We start from the raw sequence: 21,904 nt of genomic DNA on the forward strand, positions 1-21,904 counted from the left end.
CCTAAACCCTAAACCCTAAACCCTAAACCCTAAACCCTAAACCCTAAACCCTAAATCCTAAACCCTAAATCATACTAACCAATGACCAATGAACGATTGAACTAATAAATCAATTTCCTTTCTTTGTATTATGTTCAAACTGCGCATCAATAAAATCATCAATCAACCTGGCGATAACATTACCTTTCAATTTGAGGAGGTGGATGAACCATATCCGAAGTATCTGGCGGGTCAGTTTATTTCATTGATTTTTCAGGGAAAACATAAGGAAATAAGGCGATCATATTCTTTTAACAGCTCGCCTGATGTGGATGAGCCATTATCGATTACCGTGAAACGCGTAGAGAATGGAGAGATTTCCAGGTTTCTCCACCATAAAACTTCGGTAAATGATATTCTTTTGGCGCAGGAACCACAAGGGATGTTCAGCTATTTGCCAGATGAAAACTTAGAAAGAGATCTTTTTCTGTTCGCGGCGGGGGTGGGAATCACGCCATTATTCTCGATTTTGAAAACGGCTTTAGTGCGTGAGAAAAAATCGCTGGTTACACTGGTTTATAGCAATCGGTCGATGGAGGATGCATTGTTTTATGATGAACTGAGCGAATGGCAAAAAAAATATCCTGAAAGGTTAAAGATTGTATGGGTGTTTAGCAATAGCAAAAATCTAATGACGGCCAGACTGAACAAATTCTATATCGAAAAATTACTCAAAGAACATTTACATTTTGATCGGAATGATGCGCTGTTTTATAGTTGTGGACCAATTATTTACATGGATTTATGCCGGATTACTTTGCTGGGTGTGGGTTTCGATATCAAACAGATTAAGAGAGAAACCTTTGTGCTGCCGGAAGATGAGGTGGATGAGGATGATGGCTCTGCAGAAAAGGTGGTAGATAAAAATACCTATTCGGTCGTTTTAAATTTTAAAGGAGAAATTTATCACCTCGATGTGCCCTGGCCAAAAAGGATTTTGGATGTTGCGCTCGAAAATAAAATCAAACTTCCCTATAGCTGTCGTGGAGGAGTGTGTAGTACCTGTGTAGCCAACTGTACCAAAGGTGGCGTAAGAATGGATTATAATGAAGTACTTACTGATGATGAGTTGGAAAGAGGCAGGGTTTTGGTTTGTACCGGGCATCCAACGGAGAATGGAACAACGATAGCGTGGTAGATTAGTTCATTTGTTCACCAGTGCATTGGTTAGCCTGGTGCTCACAGTGGCATCGTCATCTCGAGTGGAGAGAAAACAGAGACGAGAGACTTTTTAATATGTTGGTTAGATTCCGCTTTAAACAATGGCCTTAAAAAATCAGGGATAAAATTTATCTACGTTATCACTTATATAAGCTAGCGCTGGATATTGGCTGCTGGCGGTTTTTCTTCAAAATATAAAACCATTGCATCATTTTAAGCGTTTGTGAGGTAGGGTGAAAATTTTTTTTACGCTTTTAATTTGTTTCTTCTCTTTACCTCTGATTTTCTTAGAAATAGAAGTTGAGATTATGACAATTAATCCTTAATCAAGATTGGTTTTGACTTTCATTTTGATAAAATTTTTAGCATTTTTGCGGATTGAAATTTTGTCTTTTTAAAGGCTCAATTTTGCCTCCAACTTTTAATAAAATATGAGCAATAAATCTGTCGACCTCGGTGAGCAAAAAGATGTAGAAGTATATGGCGCGAGGGTACATAATTTAAAGAATATAGATGTCAGTTTTCCGCGCAACCAACTTGTTGTTATAACAGGGTTAAGTGGTAGCGGTAAATCTTCATTGGCTTTTGATACCATTTATGCAGAAGGACAGCGCCGTTATATGGAAACATTTAGCGCTTACAGCCGTCAGTTTATGGGCGGGATGGAGCGTCCTGATGTAGATAAGGTTTCGGGACTGAGTCCGGTTATTGCCATTGAGCAAAAAACCACTAGCAAAAATCCGCGCTCTACCGTAGGTACCATCACCGAGATTTACGATTTTATGCGCTTGCTTTATGCACGTGTTGCCGATGCCTATTCGTACAATACCGGCGAAAAGATGGAGCGCATGAGCGAAGATCAGATTCTGCAGAATATCTTTAATAAATTTGATGGGGTAGCTGTGAATATCCTTGCACCTGTTGTAAAAGGCAGAAAGGGGCATTACCGCGAACTTTTTGAGCAGATTCGTAAGCAAGGTTATGTAAAGGTTCGCATAGATGGTGAAATAAAAGATATTACCGCTAAAATGCAGGTAGATCGTTATAAAATCCACGATATCGAAGTGGTGATTGACCGCCTGATTATTGATGTTAAGGATAAAAAACGCTTGCTCGATTCATTGCAGATTGCGATGAAGATGGGTAAAGGCGTAATCAAAATTAGCGACAAGGATAATAACGTTGCGCATTTCAGTAAGTTTTTAATGTGCCCAACTACGGGTATTTCTTACGATGAGCCTCAGCCGAACAGTTTTTCATTCAACTCGCCATATGGGGCCTGCGAGCGTTGCGATGGTTTAGGTTATATCTTCGTGGTGGATAAAGAATCGGTGATTCCGAACCCCAAACTGAGTATTTTAAATGGTGGTTTAGCGCCACTGGGCGAATATAGAGACATCTGGATGTTCCAGGTGTTAAAGGCCCTGGCTAAAAAATATAATTTCTCGCTTTCTACCCCGATCGAAAAACTGGGCGATGAAGTGATCAATATTATCTTAAATGGTACACATGACCTGATTAATGTGGCTGTTGAGTATAATAAATGGAACGTTCAGAATTATAATATCACTTTTGATGGTATTATTAAGATGCTCGAAGAGCAGAACGAAAAAAGGGGCGAGGCTGCGGTTGACGATATGGAGACTTTCCGTAAACTGAAAACCTGTCCGGAGTGTAATGGCGCCAGGCTGAAAAAAGAAAGTCTGCATTTCAAGGTGGATGGTAAGAATATTTTCGAACTGTCATCAATGGACATTTTTAACCTGCATAGCTGGTTTGAAAAAGTAGACGAACGCCTTACCGATCGCCAGAATATTATTGCAAAGGAAATTTTAAAGGAAATTAAAGCCAGGATCGGGTTTTTAACTGATGTGGGTTTAACTTATTTAACTTTAGATCGTACAGCGCGTACACTTTCTGGTGGCGAGGCGCAACGAATCCGTTTGGCTACACAGATCGGCTCGCAGTTGATGAACGTCATGTACATCCTCGACGAGCCAAGTATCGGTTTGCACCAGCGTGATAACGAACGTTTGATTAATGCACTTAAAAATCTTCGTGATCTTGGAAACACCGTTTTGGTGGTAGAGCACGATAAGGATATGATTTTGGAAGCCGATTGGGTAATTGATGTCGGCCCGGGAGCAGGTATTCATGGCGGAACAGTAGTGGCAGAAGGGACTGCAGCACATATTTTAAAATCGAAAACCTTAACTGCCGATTACCTCAACGGCAGAAAGAAAATTGAAACACCAAAAACCCGTAGAAAAGGCAATGGACATAAACTTTCGATTGTTAAAGCAACCGGTCATAACTTAAAAGAGGTTTCGGTAGATTTTCCTTTGGGTAAATTTATTGCCGTAACAGGTGTTTCGGGTAGTGGTAAATCCAGTTTGATTACCGAAACTTTGTATCCTATTTTAAATCATCATTTCTTCAGGGCGAAAAAACAACCTTTGCCTTACGAGAAAATTAATGGGTTAAAAGAAATTGATAAGGTAATTGAAATTGATCAGGCACCTATCGGCAGAACGCCACGCTCAAATCCTTCTACTTATACGGGAGTGTTTTCTGACATCAGAAATCTGTTCGTGCAGTTGCCTGAGGCAAAAATCCGTGGTTACAAGCCGGGTCGTTTCTCTTTTAACGTAAAGGGTGGTCGCTGCGAAACCTGTCAGGGTGCAGGTTTAAAGGTAATCGAAATGAATTTCTTACCTGATGTGCAGGTGCCTTGCGAAGAATGTGGAGGGAAAAGATATAACAGGGAAACTTTAGAAGTTCGTTTCCGCGGAAAATCGATTAGTGATGTGCTGGACATGAGTATCGAAGATGCCTGTAATTTCTTCGAAAATATCCCCATCATCTACAGGAAGATTAAAACATTGAAAGATGTTGGTTTAGGTTACATTACTTTGGGGCAATCGTCGGTTACCTTATCAGGAGGAGAGGCACAGCGTGTTAAACTGGCTACCGAACTTTCTAAAAAAGATACCGGAAAAACCTTCTACATATTAGATGAACCTACAACCGGACTTCACTTCGAAGATATTAATGTGCTTTTGGGCGTGTTACAAGAACTGGTTGATAAAGGAAATACCATTTTGGTAATCGAACATAACTTAGATGTGGTGAAAGTAGCCGATTGGGTAATCGATTTAGGTGAAGAAGGTGGTGCTGGTGGCGGAAGGATTTTATTCGAAGGTACACCGGAGGGTTTAATCCAGAATCCGATCAGCTTAACCGGAAAGTTTTTGAAAAAGGAAATGGATTGGGAGAAGGGGTTTGAAGAGTCCGGAGTCAGTAGTCCGAAGTCCGAAGTCAAAGCGTCCAGGAAGAAGAAATAATCCGAGTTTGGAGGTCAGAATGATCAAGGTAACAGGTTTTAACGATCGTCATCCTGAACTTATTTCAGAGGCTATTTCAATTGAATGGTTTTGTCATCCTGAGCCTGTCGAAGGACCTGATTAAATTTGTGTTAAGTGTTTCGACAAGCTCAGCATGACGAGCGTATTAATTTAACTAATCATTACATCTTCCATCTTACATTACCCATTTTACATTATACACATGATTTTCACCGATACCCATACCCATTTATATTACGAGCAAGATGCGGAAAAACAGAAGCAATTGATGGAGCGCTGTTTTGAGAACGACGTTAACCGTTTGTTTTTGCCCAATGTTGATGTGAAATCGATTGCCATGATTGATGACCTGGTCGCGAAATATCCGGCAAACTGTTTTGCCATGGCTGGTTTGCACCCTTGTGATGTGAAAGAAGATTACCTCAGCCAATTAGACGAAATTTACAACAGTATTTCCGGGCGTAAAATTTATGCCATTGGCGAAATTGGCATCGATTTATACTGGGATAAAACTACTTTGGCGATTCAGCAAGATGCTTTTCGCAAACAGATTGGCTGGGCAAAAGATTTAGGTTTGCCGATTGTGATCCATTGCCGCGAAGCTTTTGATGAGGTTTTCGAATTGTTGGAAAGTGAAAGGGATGAAAAACTACGTGGGATATTCCATTGTTTTACCGGCAATTTAGCACAGGCAAAGCAGGCCATCGATTTAAATTTCTATTTAGGTATTGGTGGCGTGGTTACTTATAAAAAAGCCGGATTGGACCTGGTATTATCCGAAATTCCTTTGACTAACCTGGTTTTAGAAACAGATTCGCCTTATCTGGCTCCGGTTCCTTTCCGTGGTAAACCCAATGAGAGTAGTTATTTGATTTATGTTGCCCAAAAACTGGCCGATATTTACGGCGTTTCTATGGAAGAAATCGCAGATGTAACTACTGAGAACTCGAAGAAAATTTTCGGAGTTTAAGCATTAGTTTATTACCTGGCCATCATGCTGAATTTAGTTCAGCATCTTTATAGCCAGATTTTGAAACAAGTTCAGGATAACAACTATATCGAATTTCTTGTATTGCAAAATGATGGCTTAAAATTTATTATATTGGCAATATATTAACGATTTTTGGCTTTTTTGTTGCTAAATTAAAAATACAGACTCGCCATTTGTAATTTTTTAGTTTCTTTGTGGTGAGCAACCTTCACCAACCAAATGACCAAAATACTTATAATTTATACCGGTGGAACCATCGGTATGGTTAACGATCCTACAAATGGGATGTTAATTCCATTTGATTTTCAGCAGATAAAAGAAAACGTCCCTGAGTTAAGCCGTTTAGATTACGATTTAGATGTGCATTCCTTCAATCCGGTATTGGATTCGTCAAACATGGATCCTGAAATATGGAAAACCTTAGCTGAACTTGTTTATCACAAATATGATGCGTACGATGGTTTCGTGATCCTCCACGGATCTGATACCATGGCTTTTACGGCTTCGGCATTGAGCTTTATGCTCGAAAATCTGGCTAAACCTGTGGTGTTAACCGGATCTCAGCTTCCAATTGGCGAAATCAGAACAGACGCTAAAGAGAACTTAATTACTGCTTTAGAAATTGCAGCCACCAAAGAAGATGGAAAAGCCCTTTTTCCGGAAGTCTGCATTTATTTTGATGCACAATTATTCAGGGGTAACCGCTCTATCAAATACAACAGCGAAAAGTTCGAGGCTTTCCGCTCGCCAAATTACCCGATACTTGCCGAAGCAGGCGTTCACTTGCAATTTCATCGAAACTATATCCTAAAAGCTACAGAAGGGGAATTGAAATTGCACACCAATTTTAATTCAAATATCGGCGTGCTGAAATTATATCCTGGCATAACGCCACAAGCCGTTCAGGCGATAACCGATTCGAAAGTAGATGCCATTATTTTAGAAACTTTTGGCTCTGGCAATACCACAACGGCGCAATGGTTTTTAGATAGTCTGCGTCAGGCCATTTTGAATGGGAAGATCATTATCGACATTTCTCAATGTAAAAAAGGTTCGGTTCAGCTAGGCCGCTACGAAACCAGTAGAGAACTATTGAAAATGGGCATTTTAAGTGGTTATGATTTAACTTTCGAAGCTACGGTAACCAAATTAATGTTCGTTATGGGCTTAGGTTTATCCATAGAAGAAAGCCGTAAATTAATGGAAGAATCGTTGCGTGGAGAGCTGACTAAAGATTAGCGCTAGTCGGGATTTATAATCCCGTCAATAGAATTAAGGATTTGCAATCCTTTACGCTAATAAGGTCGGAATTGCAAATCCCGACCAACAAAAAAACGCCCAAATCAATTGCAGTTGGCTATTTGTAGTTAGCCGTTTTGTATTACCATAAGTAAAACTTCTGCAATTATGACCAACATCATTTCGGTTATAAGTATTTAGCCTTATTTTTGCTAGCAAAGAGGTATAAGGTGTAGGGTTTAAGGCGAAAGGTGATGTCTTGATACCTGATCCTTAACAACTCGATACTTATTAAACATGAAAATAGAACAAATATATACAGGTTGCCTGGCAGAAGCCGCTTATTACATCGAAAGTGATGGCGAGGCTGCAATTATTGATCCGCTAAGAGAGGTTGGTACTTATTTAAGGAAGGCCGAAAAAGCAGGAGCAACCATAAAGTATATTTTCGAAACGCATTTTCATGCCGATTTTGTTTCTGGCCACGTAGATCTCGCAGAGAAATCTGGTGCCGAAATTATCTATGGCCCAACGGCTAAAACAGAATTTAAATCGCACATGGCCAAAGATGGCGAGCAGTTTAAAATCGGTAAACTAACTATAACTGCATTACACACCCCCGGACATACTTTAGAATCGACCACTTATCTGTTAACCGATGAAAATGGAAAAGATCACTGTATTTTTAGTGGCGATACCTTATTTATTGGTGATGTTGGTCGCCCGGATTTAGCACAGAAAGGCCATTTAACGATGGAAGATCTGGCAGGAATGCTTTACGATTCGTTGAATGAGAAAATAAAACCTTTAGCGGATGATGTAATTGTTTACCCGGCGCACGGCGCAGGTTCTGCCTGTGGTAAAAGCATGAGTAAAGAAACTTTCGATACTTTAGGGCATCAGAAAGAAGTAAATTACGCTTTAAAAGCGACAACCAAAGAGCAGTTTATTGCAGAAGTAACGGATGGCATTATGCCGCCACCGCAATATTTCGCCAAAAATGCAGCCATTAATAAAGGTGGTGTAGAAAGTATTGATGAGGTTTATGAAAAAGGTTTAAATGCTTTAACACCTCAGCAATTTGAAGATACCGCAAACCAAACCGGTGCCATCATGCTGGATACCCGCGATCCGCAGGTTTTTGCTAAGGGATTTATTCCAAATTCGATTAATATTGGTCTTAATGGACAGTTTGCACCTTGGGTTGGTGCTTTAATTACCGATTTACAGCAACCAATTTTATTGATTACTGATCAGGGTAAGGAAGAAGAAACCATTACCCGTTTAACCCGCGTAGGTTACGACAGTACCATTGGTTATTTAGATGGTGGTTTCGAAAGATGGACAGATGCCGGTAAGGAAATCGATACCATTCAATCCATCTCTGCAGCGGCATTTGAAGCAGCCAGTCTTAACGGAGAAATTACGGCACTGGATGTGCGTAAACCGGGTGAATATGAATCAGAGCATCTGGAATTTACGCTGAGCCGCCCGTTAGATTTTATAAACGACTGGACTGGCGAAATCAATCCGAAAGCTACTTATTACATTCACTGTGCAGGTGGTTACCGCTCGATGATTGCCGCATCTATTTTAAAATCGCGTGGCGTAGAAAATGTGATTGATATTGCTGGCGGTTATGGTGCAATTAAAAATACCGGTTTAAAAAGAACCGATTTTGCATGCCCGAGTAAAGCAATGAAAATTTAATAACAAGCAATTGTCACATTGAGCTTGTCGAAATGCCATCAAGGTTCTTCGACAGGCTCAGAATGACAACCTAAGATATAACCATTTGGCAAATCAAAATCATTACGACGTATTAATTATCGGTGCCGGCCCAATAGGTATGGCGTGCGCTATTGAAGCTCAAAAGGCAAACTTAAGTTATGTAATTGTAGAGAAAGGTGCTTTGGTGAACAGCTTGTTCAACTATCCTGTATTTATGACCTTCTTTTCTACTTCTCAAAAATTAGAAATTGGAGGCGTGCCTTTCGTAACCATTAGTCCGAAACCTAACAGAAATGAAGCGGTTGAATATTATCGCCGTGTGGCTGAAAAGTTTGATTTAAACATCCATCTTTTCGAAAGTGTAAAGCAGGTGGTTAAAAACGATAGCGATGTTTTCGAAATCAAGACTTCAAAAACGGATTATACGGCCAATAATGTAATTGTGGCGACCGGTTTTTATGATGTTCCTTTGTTGATGAATGTTCCGGGAGAGGATATGCCAAAAGTGACGCATTATTATAAAGATCCACATTTATACGCCTTCCAGAATGTTGTAGTAGTTGGCGCCAATAATTCAGGGGTAGATGCGGCTTTAGAAACCTACCGAAAAGGTGCAAACGTAACGATGGTGGTTCGCAGTGGCGATCTGGGCCCTCATGTTAAATATTGGGTTCGGCCGGATATCCAGAACAGGATTAAAGAAGGAGAAGTTAAAGCACTTTTCAATTCTGAACTGGTTGAAATAAGAGCGGGAGAAGTAGACATCAAAACACCAGAAGGGATAAAAACCATTCCAAACGATTTCGTAATTGCCATGACGGGTTATCAGCCAGATTTTAGTATGCTAAGAAAGTTTGGTGTCGAATTGCCCGAAACACTTTGCCCGGCTTATAACGAAGAAACCATGGAAACCAATGTAAAAGGTTTGTATCTGGCTGGTGTAGTTTGTGGTGGATTGGATACGCACAAACTTTTTATCGAAAACTCAAGAGTTCACGCCCAAATGATCGTGAAGAATATTTTGGGTTAAATTTCTTACGAAGTTTAGCCAGAGGATTAGCGATGGAAAAACTTCGGAAGTCTCTTAAGCTATATTTCTACCCCGATCGTCATGCTGAACTTGTTTCAGCATCTTTCCAGTTATACAGGCCCTGAAATAAATTCAGGGTGACGACCCCTCTTTGGAAATCATAATTATAATCAATGTACTGGCACTTTCAGCGTACTCCCCACAAAACCTTCAATAGCCTTTTCTACACCTGGTAAATCCTTCGAAGTAATATACGATCCCATTACATGGTTTCCTGCATTTGGTATGGCTTGTTTTCTTTTTAAATTATTCGGCGTACCGAGTTCATCAAACATTTTCAGCATGGCATCTACACGCACTACAGGATCTTGTTCGAGTTCATTTTTATAGTAATAGAGCATTAATACTGGCTGTTTTACCTTTTGGAAAGTTGCTTTTACCATACTGCTCTCGATAAATTCTTCCAGCTCTACTAACGATTCGAGGCGATAATTGGTGTACCAGTATTTTTTATACTCGTCAGTGCGGTCGTCTACTTTACGTTCATCGCCACCAACAACTTTTCTGGCAATCTGTAAACCCCAGGGATTGTTCAGGAGCCAGGCATTTTTATCGTTAATCGCTACATTTGGCGATAACAAGATTAAACTGTTAATCTCCGGATAGGTTGCCGCTAATTTTAAGGCTACCGTTCCGCCGGTAGAAGTACCCACCAGGATTACTTTTTTGCCCAGTTTTTTGCCAATGGCATAAGCCTGTTTACTGGTTTCCCAAAGGCGATCGGCGGTAAAATATTGCATAGGCGCAAGCGTATCAATGCCGTGGTCGGCCAGCCGGGCCAGGTATAAATTCGCATTTAATTCTTTAGCTAAATTTAAATGGACCGGATTGCCTTCTGTTTTTGATGCGGAGAAACCATGAAGGTAAACAATGGCATATTCGGTTTGCTGATGAAGACTATCGGCCCAGATGATTTCGGCTTCATTGCCTGGTTTGATTTTGTGCATCGATTCGATACTGGCCACATAACGGTCTAAATCTTCCAGATCGGGAACCTGGCTAAGTTCTTTGTTATAAACCGGTTTTTTGGGTTTTGGTCCCATTAAATAGCCTGCAACAATTAATGCCGAAAGGCCAATAAGTACTTTGTAGCGTTTTTTCATATGCGGCACCGAATGTTGGTTTAAATGTAAAATTTGAAATTAAATAAAGCTAATATTTTTGAGGAATTAATTATCGTGCGGAAAGGTTTTGTCCGCAATACCCTTCGTAATTAAACCTGATAGCGCCAAATAGCCCACAGCCCGAAGCATGAGGGCGAGGACTATGGACAATAGCAGGACGAAAGATGATCAGGATTACGGCTATTGCTTTTCAAATGCTGAATAATACGACTACACATTACCTTTTTATGGGAAATTAGCTTAAGTTTGCAATCAAAATTTTTCGACTTAATGCCGGGAATCGAACAGATAAAAACACCTATTGCTGCTGATATTAAAGCGTTTGAAAAAACCTTTAAAGAATCTATGCATAGCGACGCACCGTTGCTGGATAGGATTACCCATTATATTGTAAAGCAAAAGGGCAAACAAATGCGACCAATGTTCGTGTTTTTTGCGGCTAAACTATGCGGTGGAATTACAGAATCAACCCATCGCGGAGCTGCTTTGGTAGAGCTTTTACATACGGCTACTTTAGTGCATGATGATGTGGTAGATAATGCTTACGAACGCCGTGGTTTTTTCTCTATTAATGCTTTATGGAAAAACAAGATTGCCGTTTTGGTTGGCGATTACCTGCTGGCTAAGGGATTGTTGCTTTCGGTAAACAATAACGAGCACCGTTTGTTACAAATTGTATCGGAAGCGGTGAAACAGATGAGTGAAGGCGAATTGCTGCAGGTAGAAAAGGTGCGGAGGATGGATATTTCGGAAGATTTATATTTTGATGTGATCCGGCAGAAAACGGCTTCTTTAATTGCTTCCTGTTGTGCTGCGGGTGCTGCTTCGGCAGGTGCGGATGATGAAACAATAGAAAAAATGCGTCTGTTTGGAGAAAAAGTAGGAATTGCCTTTCAGATTAAAGACGATACCTTCGATTTCGGAACGGATGATGTAGGTAAACCTTTGGGAATTGATATTAAAGAGAAGAAAGTAACGCTGCCTTTAATTTATGCACTGAATAAAGCCGAAAAAACGGAACGTAAAAAAATAATCAACCTGGTGAAAAACCACCAGGACGATCCGGTTAAAATTCAGCAGATCATCGATTTCGTAAATGCCCACGAAGGTGTGTATTATGCCAACCAGAAAATGCTGGAATACCAGAAAGAAGCATTTGATATTTTGCATAGTTTTGAGGCAGGCGAAGCACGAACTGGTTTAGAACAACTTGTACTGTACACCACTGAACGTAAAAAATAATGGGTAACGAATTACTTTTTAGCTTAGGTTTTCTTCTTTTTATTGCGCTTATCCTGGCTTTAGACCTTGGTCTTTTTAGCAGGAAAGAGCATGTAGTGAGCTTAAAACAAGCCGGCATTATGAGTTTAATCATGGTGGCTTTGGCCATCGGTTTTTACTTTATCTTATTAACAGAAGGGCATCAGCTCCATGGAATAAAAGATTTTGCACACCTCAGGGAAATTGTAATTAACCATCAGCATCATATTAAGCTAATTCCTGATGATTTTGAAGGCAGTTTAGCGATTTATAGACAAAACCTCGGCTTAGAATTTTTGACGGGTTATGTAATTGAGTATGCACTTTCAGTAGATAATATCTTCGTAATTGTACTCGTTTTTTCTGCCTTTGCCGTTGAAGAAAAATATTATCACCGCGTATTGTTCTGGGGCATTTTGGGTGCCATTATCATGCGTTTCATCTTCATTTTTGTCGGCGCAGCACTGATTGCAAAATTTGCCTGGATACTATATTTGTTTGGTGCTTTCCTTGTTTTTACGGGCGTAAAAATGTTCTTCAGTAAAGATGAAGATGACAAGATTGATCCCGAAAATCATCCCGTGGTTAAATGGGCTTCGAAAATATTTTCTATCCACCCTAAGTACGAGGGGAAAAAGTTCTTTGTAAAAATCAACCATAAAACACTGGTTACGCCATTGTTTTTGGTGCTGCTGATTGTTGAATTTACCGATCTGTTATTCGCGGTTGATTCTATTCCCGCTATTTTTGCGGTAACAAAAGATCCTTACATCGTATTCTTTTCTAACATTTTTGCCATCATGGGTTTACGTTCTATGTTCTTCCTGTTGGTTAATATCATCCATAAATTCCACTATTTAAAAACCGGATTAGCGGTATTATTGGCATTTATCGGGGTGAAAATGTTGGGGCATACCTATCTGGAGAAATGGGGTTTCACTACTGAACATTCCTTAATCGTGATTCTGAGTATCCTGGTGATTAGTATTGTGGCTTCGCTGGCCTTCCCAAAGAAAAAAGTGCATGTAAAGCCTTAAGGCTATCATCAAAGGTATTTACTGCTAAAATATTTTGACCACCTAAGTCACCTTAGTGCATTCAAGCTTTTTATGGTGCAAATCATTAGGTGAGGTAACTGTACTTTGCTGTGTGGCCTGGCAGATTTTCGTAGGAAAAAGCACAAAAATCTTTGCAGTTTCACTAATACTTCCACAGGCCAAGGCAGTGTTTAAGCGAGTGTGATGGCAACGAGGTTAGGAAAGAGCCTATAGACTGTCGCAATTGAGATTTTTGTAGTTTTTAACAAGAAAGGATGCAAGCCTTGATCTTTTGTTTCTTTTCTATCAAGGGAAAAGAAAGAGCCCGTCGGCGGCGGTGAGCCGAGGCATGGTTGTGGATGGGGAAAAGACTGTTAATTCTTTTTCTTGGGATAAAAATATACTTTTCTGATATTACCCAAAAGCAAAATATACGTTACAGCTAGCAATCTCATGCTAAAATTTGTACTTTCAGCAGATAAACTATTATTCTTAATGAAATACCTTTTCTCTGCAGCGCTTCTTTGTACCGCTTTATTTGCAAATGCCCAGGATAAATTCGGTGATGTTTTTGCCAAAATTAATACTGATGTTCAGCAAAACTCAAAAGCTTATCAAACACTTAAATATGAAACCGAAACCATCGGTCATCGTTTAACAGGTTCTGCAAACGGCGCAAAGGCAGAGCAATATGCTTTTGATTTATTAAAATCTTATGGTTGTGAAGTGAAATTCCAACCGTTTGAAGTGGAAAGCTGGGCAAGGAAAACCATCAGTGTAGAAATTGGTCAAGATAAAAACAGCCTGACTAAAATGAAAGCCGTTACGCTGGCACATTCGCCGGTGAGTGCAGATGTTACAGGTGACATTGTAGACGCGGGTAATGGACTGGAAGCAGATTATCAGGCCAGTCCGGAGAAGTTTAAAGGTAAAATCGCCCTGATTTATTTAGGGGTGTTGCCAGGCTCTCCAGCCGGAACCAAGTCATTGCACCGATCAGAAAAAACGGCTATAGCCACAAAATATGGTGCAATTGGTGTCATCATCATCAATACCGTAAAAGGTGGCGTACTTTTAACCGGAACCGCTTCGGTAACTGGTAAATTAATCTCCATACCAGCTATTTGTATTGGACTGGAAGATGGTATGGCTTTGAGAGAAAAAATTAAATCGCAGCCACAGATCGCGCACATTGCTATGACCAATTTCTCTGGTTTGATCAAAGCCAGAAACGTAGTGGCTACTTTTAAAGGGACTGAATTACCTAAAGATAAAATTGTAGTGGGCGGACATTTAGATAGCTGGGATTTATCAACAGGCGCAATCGACAATGGAATAGGTTCTTTTGCCATTATGGACATGGCACGTACTTTTAAAAAGCTGAATTTAAAAACCAAACGTACGGTAGAATTTGTATTGTTTATGGGCGAAGAGCAAGGTTTGTTAGGTTCTAAAGCTTATATCGATCAGGCTAAAAAAGACAAAACCTTAAACCAGGTGAAGTTTATGTTGAACTACGACATGACCAACGATCCTAAAGGTTTTTCTACCTCGAGAGCAGAAATGAAAGAACTGTTTTCTGCCTGGGGTGCTGATATTGTGAAAATAGATACCGGTTTCAAAAATATGTTTAATGCAGGTGCAGGTTTACACAGCGATCACCAGCCATTTATGTTAGAAGGTATCCCTACTGGTGGCGGTTTTGGTGGTAAACTGCCGAATAATTCCGGACCTTTTTATCACTCAGACGGTGATAGCTTTAAACTGGTAGATGAGCAGGAACTTAAAAATACCGTTCGTTACAGCGCCATGTTAACTTATGCTTTAGCCAATACCCCGAAAATTCCTGTAGGTGTTCAGGGCGAAGAAGAATTAAGAACTTTCTTGGAATCGCAGAACCTAAAGGAGCCCTTGAGTATTGCCGGCGAGTGGAGGTGGAAATAACCGTTAGTTGATTACACAGCTATTGGGTTTGCACAGATATAATAATTAATTCGCGCAAGATCATATGTCATTTCGATCGTAGTGGAAAATCTTTCTTTGTGTAGCACTCGTTTTAACCCTTGCTAAATAGTTTACAATGTAAGCCACTTAAATGTTACATACCCGTATTTAAACTCATATAAGCCACATGGTGAAGCTTAATTCAATGTTAAAGCGTTATTATTTTTATTCCTGAAAGTGTTAAAACGGGACTTAGTTTTTGACTATGTGGTTGTTAGTCATATATTTGTTTTAGTCCCAAACAAAAAATCAGAGTAAAAATGAACAGAAAACGGAACAAAACAACCGTAATTTTTGTAAATAAAAATCAAAGTTCAAGCAAACCCATCCAAGTTCCAACAGCTTATGTCGTACACTGGAAAAAGTATATTCTAGGTATTCTTGGTCTGTTTTTAATCCTCATTGCGAGTATATTTTACCTCGTCCGAAGTAATTCCAGCATCGAACTCGCCAAGGGTAAACTCGAAATGGCACTTTTAAAAAGTAAAGACAAATTATCGGTTATCGATACTTCTTCGCTAAAAAAGCATTATCAATCAATCGATAAAAAACTGCTGACCATTAACAAATACTTAAAGGCAAGAGGACTAAAGCCAATTTTAACAGGCAACGAAGGTGGAGAAGAAAGTGATGAGATCTTATCGGCTGAAGAAATTGGTGAGTTTTACGATAACTACCTAAGTAAAATTGCCTATAACATAGCTTATACCCCAATGGGTTACCCGCATTTAGGTACAATCACCTCAGGATATGGTCACCGTGAAAATCCTTTCAGTGGCGAAAATGTGGAGACACACAAAGGGCTAGATATTAGGGCTAATTATGGCGACATTGTAAAAAGTACAGCAAATGGTAAAGTGATTTTTGCCGGCCGAAGGGGCGGTTATGGCAATTGCATTGTGATTAAACACGGCAATGGCTTCGAAACCTATTACGGCCACCTCTCTAAAATTTTGGTAAAGGTTGATGAGAATGTAATAGCTGGCCATAACATTGGCAAAGCCGGTTCAACAGGGCGATCAACCGGGCCTCATTTACATTATGAAGTACACAAAAACGGTAAAGTTATCAATCCAAGATCCTTTTTAACCTTGTAAGAACATGTTCAAGAAAAACAACCAAATTAAAGACTTAAACCAGCAAGAAATTTCAACCCTAATCGGCCTTGGCTTTACCATTACCGGTGAATTAAAGGGAAAAGCAGTAATCAGGATCGATGGTACTGTAATTGGAAACGTAAATGTGGAAGGTGGTATTGTTTTAGGCGAAAAGGGCATGATTAAAGGCGATATCCAAACGGGCTCTGCCATTATTTATGGTACCGTTAACGGAAACGTAAAAACCCAAAACCTGGAAATAAAAAAGACAGGTAAAGTTAATGGCGACATTAAAACAGATACCCTGGAAATTGAGCTGGGTGCCCAGTACAACGGAAAACTGGAAATGCACCAATCCAGCAAAACAGAAGATAAAGTTGCGGCAAAAGTTTAGGCCCTATCTATTGGTTGGTGTCTCACCAACCAAAATTAGACAGCGATATTACCAACATCAGCATTAGCCGCTAATATAGCTTTCCAGCTGCGAAATGGTCTGTTTCTGATCAGCAATGATAAACTTCACCACATCCCCGATGGAAACCATTCCTTTTACTTCGTTATTTTCTACAACAGGTAAATGACGGATGTGTTTATCGGTCATCAGCTCCATGCAATAATCAATACTGTCGCTTAAATTAATGGTGATCGGGCTGGCCGTCATGGCTTCTTTAATCAGGGTATCTTTTGATGATTTACCCTGAAGAATAATCTTCCGGGCGTAATCGCGTTCCGTAAAAATGCCATGCAGCCGGTCGTTTTCCATGACCAATACCGCGCTGATGTTCTTTTCTGTCATTACTTTTAAGGCATCTAAAACAGAAATATTTTCTGATACCGAGATAATTCGTACCTGTTTGGTATCTAACAAGTGTTTTACGCTTTTCATAACTGTTAATTTGATTATAACAATTTAAGAAATAATTAGCTGGATATCAAAGTTTTATTTTAGGTTGATCTCTGCTTTACAAACGGAGCACAGTTTTATGTAACCTAAACCTGAAAAGAACGTCAGCCTCCGTCCCGATTTTACATCGGGATTCTATCGGAGCTATAGTGTATGGCAGAACCAAGCCAAACCTAAGCACTGCTGGTTTTGCTTTTCAATTACATTTTATCCAACTAATAATAAATATTTATCAATCTTTAAGTGGTTTTGCATCTATAGTGGTCTGCAGAGAACCGTTGGACGAATTCTTGGCTGAAGCTAGAAGTCCTGTTGTAATTTTACCAACTGAGAAAGATCTCCTGATAACACAATTAAATCTGAATCTTGAAGCTACAAAATTAGAGGTCCAAGTAAGGTTTAAATCTTTGACAGGCCCATTTTTGTCGAAATCTAATTGTTCCCCAGCACCAAGATTGCTACCAGAAATTTTCTCAGTTTGAGTTGATCCATCTGGTTTGGTAAAACTTATTTCAGCTTCGAAATTTTCAGGCAGTGATGTTGGTTGTACCCAGTTGTTTTGTCCATCAAGGTACCCAACTTGAACTTCGTAAGCTATAGTTACATAACTTGATTCATACGGATATTTTTTGCAGCCGAAGAGAGAAACTGCAATTAAGAGGGTCGTTACTGTTTTTTTCACGGCCAAAATTAGTCATAAATTACTGGCTAATTCAAAGCCGACTTAGGAATTCATTACCGATTCTTCCGATACTTGGTTTGTTGTATTTTCTTTTTAAATTTACCTTTTGTCTTAATGGCCTGTAAATCAAAGTTTTATTTTAGGTTGATCTCTGCTCTACAAACGGAGCACAGTTTTATGTAACCTAAACCTGACAAGAACGTCAGCCTCCGATTCCTCATCGGAGCTATAGTGTATGGCAGGGCAGAACCTGACCTAAGTACTGCTGGTTTTGCTTTTCAAATTATGGGCTATCTCTTCAGGTGTATTCCGGCTTGGCCATAAGATTTTTGAATATAATCGTAAATAGATTTTACAATCCGTAAACCACCTTGTGCTTTTAATTATTTGGCTTTCACAAAGGGATGTGGTAACTTTGCATCACATTTAAAAACAAATAATTATGTCATCAGTAGAGACAACTTATATCCCTTACAAAGTTAAGGACATTTCACTGGCAGAATGGGGCCGTAAAGAAATCGGATTAGCCGAAGCAGAAATGCCAGGTTTAATGAGTTTACGTAAAGAATTCGGTCCAACACAACCGTTAAAAGGTGCGCGTATTGCAGGTTGTCTGCACATGACCATCCAAACGGCTGTATTAATCGAAACATTAACTGCACTGGGTGCTGAAGTTACCTGGTCATCTTGCAATATTTTTTCTACTCAGGATCATGCTGCTGCTGCAATTGCTGCTGCTGGTATTCAGGTTTATGCCTGGAAAGGTTTAAATGAAGAAGAATTCGACTGGTGTATTGAGCAAACTTTACACTTCGGTCCGGAGCAACAACCATTAAACATGATTTTGGATGATGGTGGCGATTTAACCAACATGGTTTTTGATAAATATCCTGAGCTAATTGCAGCCATTAAAGGTTTATCAGAAGAAACCACTACTGGTGTTCACCGTTTGTACGAAAGAATGAAAAACGGAACATTGCACTTACCTGCAATTAACGTGAACGATTCGGTAACCAAATCTAAATTTGATAACAAATACGGATGTCGTGAGTCATTGGTTGATGCGATCCGTCGTGCAACTGATGTAATGATGGCTGGTAAAGTGGCTGTGGTTTGCGGTTATGGCGATGTGGGTAAAGGTTCTGCAGAATCATTAAGCTCACAAGGTGTACGTGTTATTGTAACTGAAATTGATCCAATCTGTGCTTTACAGGCTGCAATGGAAGGTTATGAAGTGAAAAAATTAGCTACTGCAATTAAAGAAGCAGATATTGTGGTAACCACGACTGGTAACTGTGATATCGTTCGCGAACAACACTTCAGGGCATTAAAAGATAAAGCGATTGTTTGTAACATCGGTCACTTCGATAACGAAATCGATATGGCTTGGTTAAACGGTGCTTATGGCGATACTAAAGTAGAAATTAAACCTCAGGTTGATAAATATACCATTGATGGTAAAGATGTGATCATCTTAGCTGAAGGTCGTTTGGTTAACTTAGGTTGCGCAACTGGTCACCCAAGTTTTGTAATGAGTAACTCATTCACCAACCAAACTTTGGCTCAGTTAGAGCTTTGGACCAACACTGCTGCTTACGAAAACAAGGTTTATACTTTGCCTAAGCATTTAGATGAAAAAGTTGCCCGTTTACACTTAGAAAAAATCGGTGTAGAACTAGATGTTTTGGATCAACACCAGGCTGATTATATCGGTGTACCGGTAGAAGGTCCGTTCAAAGCAGATACTTACAGGTATTAGTCCTGAGTCTTCGGTCGAGAGTCTGGAGTCGATATTGTTTAAGAGGGATGTGCAGATTTGCATATCCCTTTTTTTATTTCCTCCGGTTTATCGGAGGGTGTCCTTAGTTGTTTTTTTGAAAACGTAAGTTCAGTGCTCTTCGGAGCTTTCAGCCCTGCTGTTCATTCCAATCTTTTTGTTGTCATCCTAAGCATGGTCGAAGGCACAACAAAAAGTATATCCATTTCTATCAGGTTTATTTTACAGCAGATTGTGGTTCTTTTGCTGCTTAAAACTTACATTTGGAAAAAGAAAATACGATGAAAAATTTAATATTTGCATTAGTTCTTGGTGTATTTGCAGTTTCTGCACATGCACAAACCGCACCTCAAAAAGCTGCAACAGCAAAAGTAATCACCAAACAAACGGTAGATATTGCCTGTGGCGAATGCCAGTTTAAAATGAAAGGTAAAGATTGCGAGTTAGCCGTGAAAATAGATGGTAAACCTTATTTCGTTGATGGGAAAAATATCGACGATTTTGGCGATGCCCATGGCGAACATGGCTTTTGCAATGCCATAAGTAAAGCAGAAGTGACCGGCGAAATTGTGAATAACCGCTTCAAAGCCAAAGAAATCAAGTTGTTGCCGGTTAAGAAATAGTTCAAATAAACCGTCATTGCGAGAAGGCTTTTTCAGCCGACGAAGCAATCTTAATGATTTAGCCGTGAAGCGATCGTTTTAAGATTGCTTCCCAGGAAGGTCGGGACAGGCTGTCGTACCTTCTCGCAATGACGATCATAAGAAGAGGTTAAAAAAAGCAGGTTATTCAAATTCCTTTTCCAAACCCTGTCGTAAATCGAACAGCAGCCATTGTTTGTTTTTCACATCTGCCTGCCTGGTTTTTAATAACTGGATAAAATCTTTCACGCCGATTTCTTCATTTCCGTTGCCGTGGATCAATACAATGCTACCTGCATTTGGCTGTTGTCCTTTGGCCAGCCAGGCATCGCTTCCAATCGGGATTAATCCATAGGCCTCAATTTTTTCTAAAATAGCCTGATCTGATACCAAACCTGGAAAACGAAAAAATACAGAAGGTGTCAGGCCATTTCTGATCATCAGTTTCTCGTTTTCCAATACTTCTACATCTAAATTAGTACCTGAGGCCAATAGAAAGTTTTCAGCTAAGGGTAACTTATTCACCTCGTGGTTGTAGGTATGGTTTACCCAGGTAATATTCAGTTCTTTTTTCGCAACCAGACTTTTCAGCCAGTTCAGGTCATCCTGGTGTTTTAACATCCATTTACCTGAAACCGAAATTGCGAGTGGCGCAGGCTGTTCTATCTTTTTAAATTCATCAAAAACAGATTGAAAAATAATCCTGTCGAGAGCTTTATGCGATGGACAAAGATCGATGGTTAAGGTTATGCCCTTTTCATTCGGAATGGCATGATCGATCCCTGCATTTTGGAGCTGTAAATCTTTAGCTGCTGCGGCTTCGATTGATTTAATGTAGGCCGTATTTTTAAAAATGGCCAATACATTCTGAAACTGTAAACTACTTGTCGTGTAATTACTCGCCAAGTCGATTTTTGTATCTAAAGTTTCAGGATCAACCAACAGTAAATACTTTTGATTATTTGCGGTGAAACTTCTAAGCCCGATCAGTTTTTGGCCAGCATGAGTGGCAACCGCAAAATTTACTTTGTAACGTTTAACATCATCAAAATTCTGTCCAAAAATTTCAATGCTTAAAAAACAAATACCAAAAATAGTGAGGAGCAAAGATTTAGATAACTTCATATTTCCTTATTTAAAATCTTTCTAATTTAAGCCAAATCCATTATCTTTACAAACATCGCCATGAACAAAGAAAAAGTAAAATTATGGTTTAAGCGGGTAGGGCTGATTGGGTTTTTATTCTTCCTGATTAAAGGATTAATATGGCTTGTGGTATTCTACTTTATTGGCAAAAACGTTACTTAAATTAGTTCATTGGTCATTAGTTCATTTGTTCACTTGTCATTAGTTCAATAGTGATATACCAATTGCATAATTAAGTCTTCTAAGGCAAGCGTCATCCTGAACTTGTTTCAGGACCTTACTTTAAATATTTTCTAAAGCTTTAAACTCAGGTGCACTCCGGTGACTAAGGTGGTTCAATAATAATAGGATTTGGCAAGCTATGTTGATCTATTCTTAATGACCTTAAATCCTTAATGTTGAAAAGGAAAATTACCTAAACGTAAACAGCATATTCGCTAAGAAATTCCACACAAACAATTCCATAACTAAATCTTCTAAGATATGCGTCATCCTGAACTTGTTCCAGGACCTTACTTTAAATATTTTCTAAAGCTTGAAACTCAGGTGCACTCCGGTGACTAAGGTGGTTCAATAATAATAGGATTTGGCAAGCTATGTTGATCTATTCTTAATG

General features: G+C 39.5%; 18 protein-coding genes. 14 read left to right on the forward strand and 4 right to left on the reverse strand.

Going from position 1 to position 21,904, the window contains the following annotated elements:
* Positions 1 to 130 precede the first annotated feature (130 nt).
* The 6 genes from AC07YT_RS23620 to AC07YT_RS23645 all read left to right on the forward strand — a co-directional run bounded on the left by AC07YT_RS23620 (position 131) and on the right by AC07YT_RS23645 (position 9,556).
* Positions 131 to 1,177 (forward strand): ferredoxin--NADP reductase, encoded by a 1,047-nt coding sequence (locus AC07YT_RS23620; RefSeq protein ID WP_086549139.1) that lies wholly within the window; start codon positions 131 to 133, stop codon positions 1,175 to 1,177.
* A gap of 454 nt (positions 1,178 to 1,631) precedes the next feature.
* Positions 1,632 to 4,544, forward strand: coding sequence for an excinuclease ABC subunit UvrA (gene uvrA, locus AC07YT_RS23625; protein WP_086549140.1), 2,913 nt, complete (start codon positions 1,632 to 1,634; stop codon positions 4,542 to 4,544).
* Positions 4,545 to 4,767: 223 nt separating this feature from the next.
* Positions 4,768 to 5,535, forward strand: a complete 768-nt coding sequence (locus tag AC07YT_RS23630) for a TatD family hydrolase (protein ID WP_086549141.1) — start codon at positions 4,768 to 4,770, stop codon at positions 5,533 to 5,535.
* Positions 5,536 to 5,775: 240 nt separating this feature from the next.
* On the forward strand, positions 5,776 to 6,795 hold the full coding sequence (locus tag AC07YT_RS23635) for an asparaginase (protein WP_086549142.1): 1,020 nt from the start codon (positions 5,776 to 5,778) through the stop codon (positions 6,793 to 6,795).
* Between the two features lie 297 nt (positions 6,796 to 7,092).
* Positions 7,093 to 8,505, forward strand: a complete 1,413-nt coding sequence (locus AC07YT_RS23640; RefSeq protein ID WP_086549143.1) for an MBL fold metallo-hydrolase — start codon at positions 7,093 to 7,095, stop codon at positions 8,503 to 8,505.
* A gap of 85 nt (positions 8,506 to 8,590) precedes the next feature.
* Positions 8,591 to 9,556, forward strand: a complete 966-nt coding sequence (locus tag AC07YT_RS23645) for a YpdA family putative bacillithiol disulfide reductase (protein WP_086549144.1) — start codon at positions 8,591 to 8,593, stop codon at positions 9,554 to 9,556.
* A 170-nt stretch (positions 9,557 to 9,726) separates the two neighbouring features.
* Here AC07YT_RS23645 and AC07YT_RS23650 read toward each other — a convergent pair whose 3' ends face one another.
* Complete coding sequence (locus tag AC07YT_RS23650) at positions 9,727 to 10,719, reverse strand: alpha/beta hydrolase (protein WP_086549145.1); 993 nt, start codon at positions 10,717 to 10,719, stop codon at positions 9,727 to 9,729.
* 291 nt (positions 10,720 to 11,010) lie between these two features.
* Here AC07YT_RS23650 and AC07YT_RS23655 point away from each other — a divergent pair, with 291 nt between their 5' ends.
* The 5 genes from AC07YT_RS23655 (at position 11,011) to AC07YT_RS23675 (ending at position 16,532) form a co-directional block, all read left to right on the forward strand.
* Positions 11,011 to 11,982 carry a polyprenyl synthetase family protein gene (locus AC07YT_RS23655; protein WP_057931174.1) on the forward strand — a complete coding sequence of 324 codons (972 nt, stop codon included), beginning with the start codon at positions 11,011 to 11,013 and terminating at the stop codon, positions 11,980 to 11,982.
* Entirely contained in the window at positions 11,982 to 13,037 is a 1,056-nt protein-coding gene (locus AC07YT_RS23660; RefSeq protein WP_086549146.1) for a TerC family protein, read from the forward strand. The genes AC07YT_RS23655 and AC07YT_RS23660 overlap by 1 nt, the downstream gene beginning before the upstream one ends.
* A 495-nt stretch (positions 13,038 to 13,532) precedes the next feature.
* The gene (locus AC07YT_RS23665) at positions 13,533 to 14,981 is read left to right on the forward strand and encodes a M28 family peptidase (RefSeq protein ID WP_086549147.1); all 1,449 of its coding nucleotides are present in this window, start codon (positions 13,533 to 13,535) and stop codon (positions 14,979 to 14,981) included.
* A 320-nt stretch (positions 14,982 to 15,301) separates the two neighbouring features.
* Positions 15,302 to 16,138 (forward strand): M23 family metallopeptidase, encoded by an 837-nt coding sequence (locus AC07YT_RS23670; RefSeq protein ID WP_086549148.1) that lies wholly within the window; start codon positions 15,302 to 15,304, stop codon positions 16,136 to 16,138.
* 4 nt (positions 16,139 to 16,142) lie between these two features.
* Positions 16,143 to 16,532 (forward strand): bactofilin family protein, encoded by a 390-nt coding sequence (locus AC07YT_RS23675; protein WP_086549149.1) that lies wholly within the window; start codon positions 16,143 to 16,145, stop codon positions 16,530 to 16,532.
* A 63-nt stretch (positions 16,533 to 16,595) separates the two neighbouring features.
* On the opposite strand, the gene AC07YT_RS23680 is transcribed toward AC07YT_RS23675, so the two are convergent.
* Together AC07YT_RS23680 and AC07YT_RS23685 are read right to left on the reverse strand one after the other, a co-directional pair.
* Positions 16,596 to 17,024 (reverse strand): CBS domain-containing protein, encoded by a 429-nt coding sequence (locus tag AC07YT_RS23680; RefSeq protein WP_086549150.1) that lies wholly within the window; start codon positions 17,022 to 17,024, stop codon positions 16,596 to 16,598.
* A gap of 250 nt (positions 17,025 to 17,274) precedes the next feature.
* Positions 17,275 to 17,724, reverse strand: a complete 450-nt coding sequence (locus tag AC07YT_RS23685; RefSeq protein WP_145954305.1) for a hypothetical protein — start codon at positions 17,722 to 17,724, stop codon at positions 17,275 to 17,277.
* A 442-nt stretch (positions 17,725 to 18,166) separates the two neighbouring features.
* Between AC07YT_RS23685 and ahcY the strand changes: the two genes are divergently transcribed.
* Both ahcY and AC07YT_RS23695 read left to right on the forward strand, forming a co-directional pair.
* Positions 18,167 to 19,483 (forward strand): adenosylhomocysteinase, encoded by a 1,317-nt coding sequence (gene ahcY, locus AC07YT_RS23690; RefSeq protein ID WP_086549152.1) that lies wholly within the window; start codon positions 18,167 to 18,169, stop codon positions 19,481 to 19,483.
* Between the two features lie 299 nt (positions 19,484 to 19,782).
* The gene (locus AC07YT_RS23695) at positions 19,783 to 20,124 is read left to right on the forward strand and encodes a DUF6370 family protein (protein ID WP_086549153.1); all 342 of its coding nucleotides are present in this window, start codon (positions 19,783 to 19,785) and stop codon (positions 20,122 to 20,124) included.
* 162 nt (positions 20,125 to 20,286) lie between these two features.
* On the opposite strand, the gene AC07YT_RS23700 is transcribed toward AC07YT_RS23695, so the two are convergent.
* Complete coding sequence (locus tag AC07YT_RS23700) at positions 20,287 to 21,267, reverse strand: polysaccharide deacetylase family protein (RefSeq protein WP_086549154.1); 981 nt, start codon at positions 21,265 to 21,267, stop codon at positions 20,287 to 20,289.
* A gap of 60 nt (positions 21,268 to 21,327) precedes the next feature.
* Here AC07YT_RS23700 and AC07YT_RS23705 point away from each other — a divergent pair, with 60 nt between their 5' ends.
* Positions 21,328 to 21,450 (forward strand): hypothetical protein, encoded by a 123-nt coding sequence (locus tag AC07YT_RS23705; RefSeq protein WP_010602346.1) that lies wholly within the window; start codon positions 21,328 to 21,330, stop codon positions 21,448 to 21,450.
* The last annotated feature ends 454 nt before the right edge of the window (positions 21,451 to 21,904 follow it).

This window comes from Pedobacter sp. GW460-11-11-14-TSB4 (genome assembly GCF_059423705.1).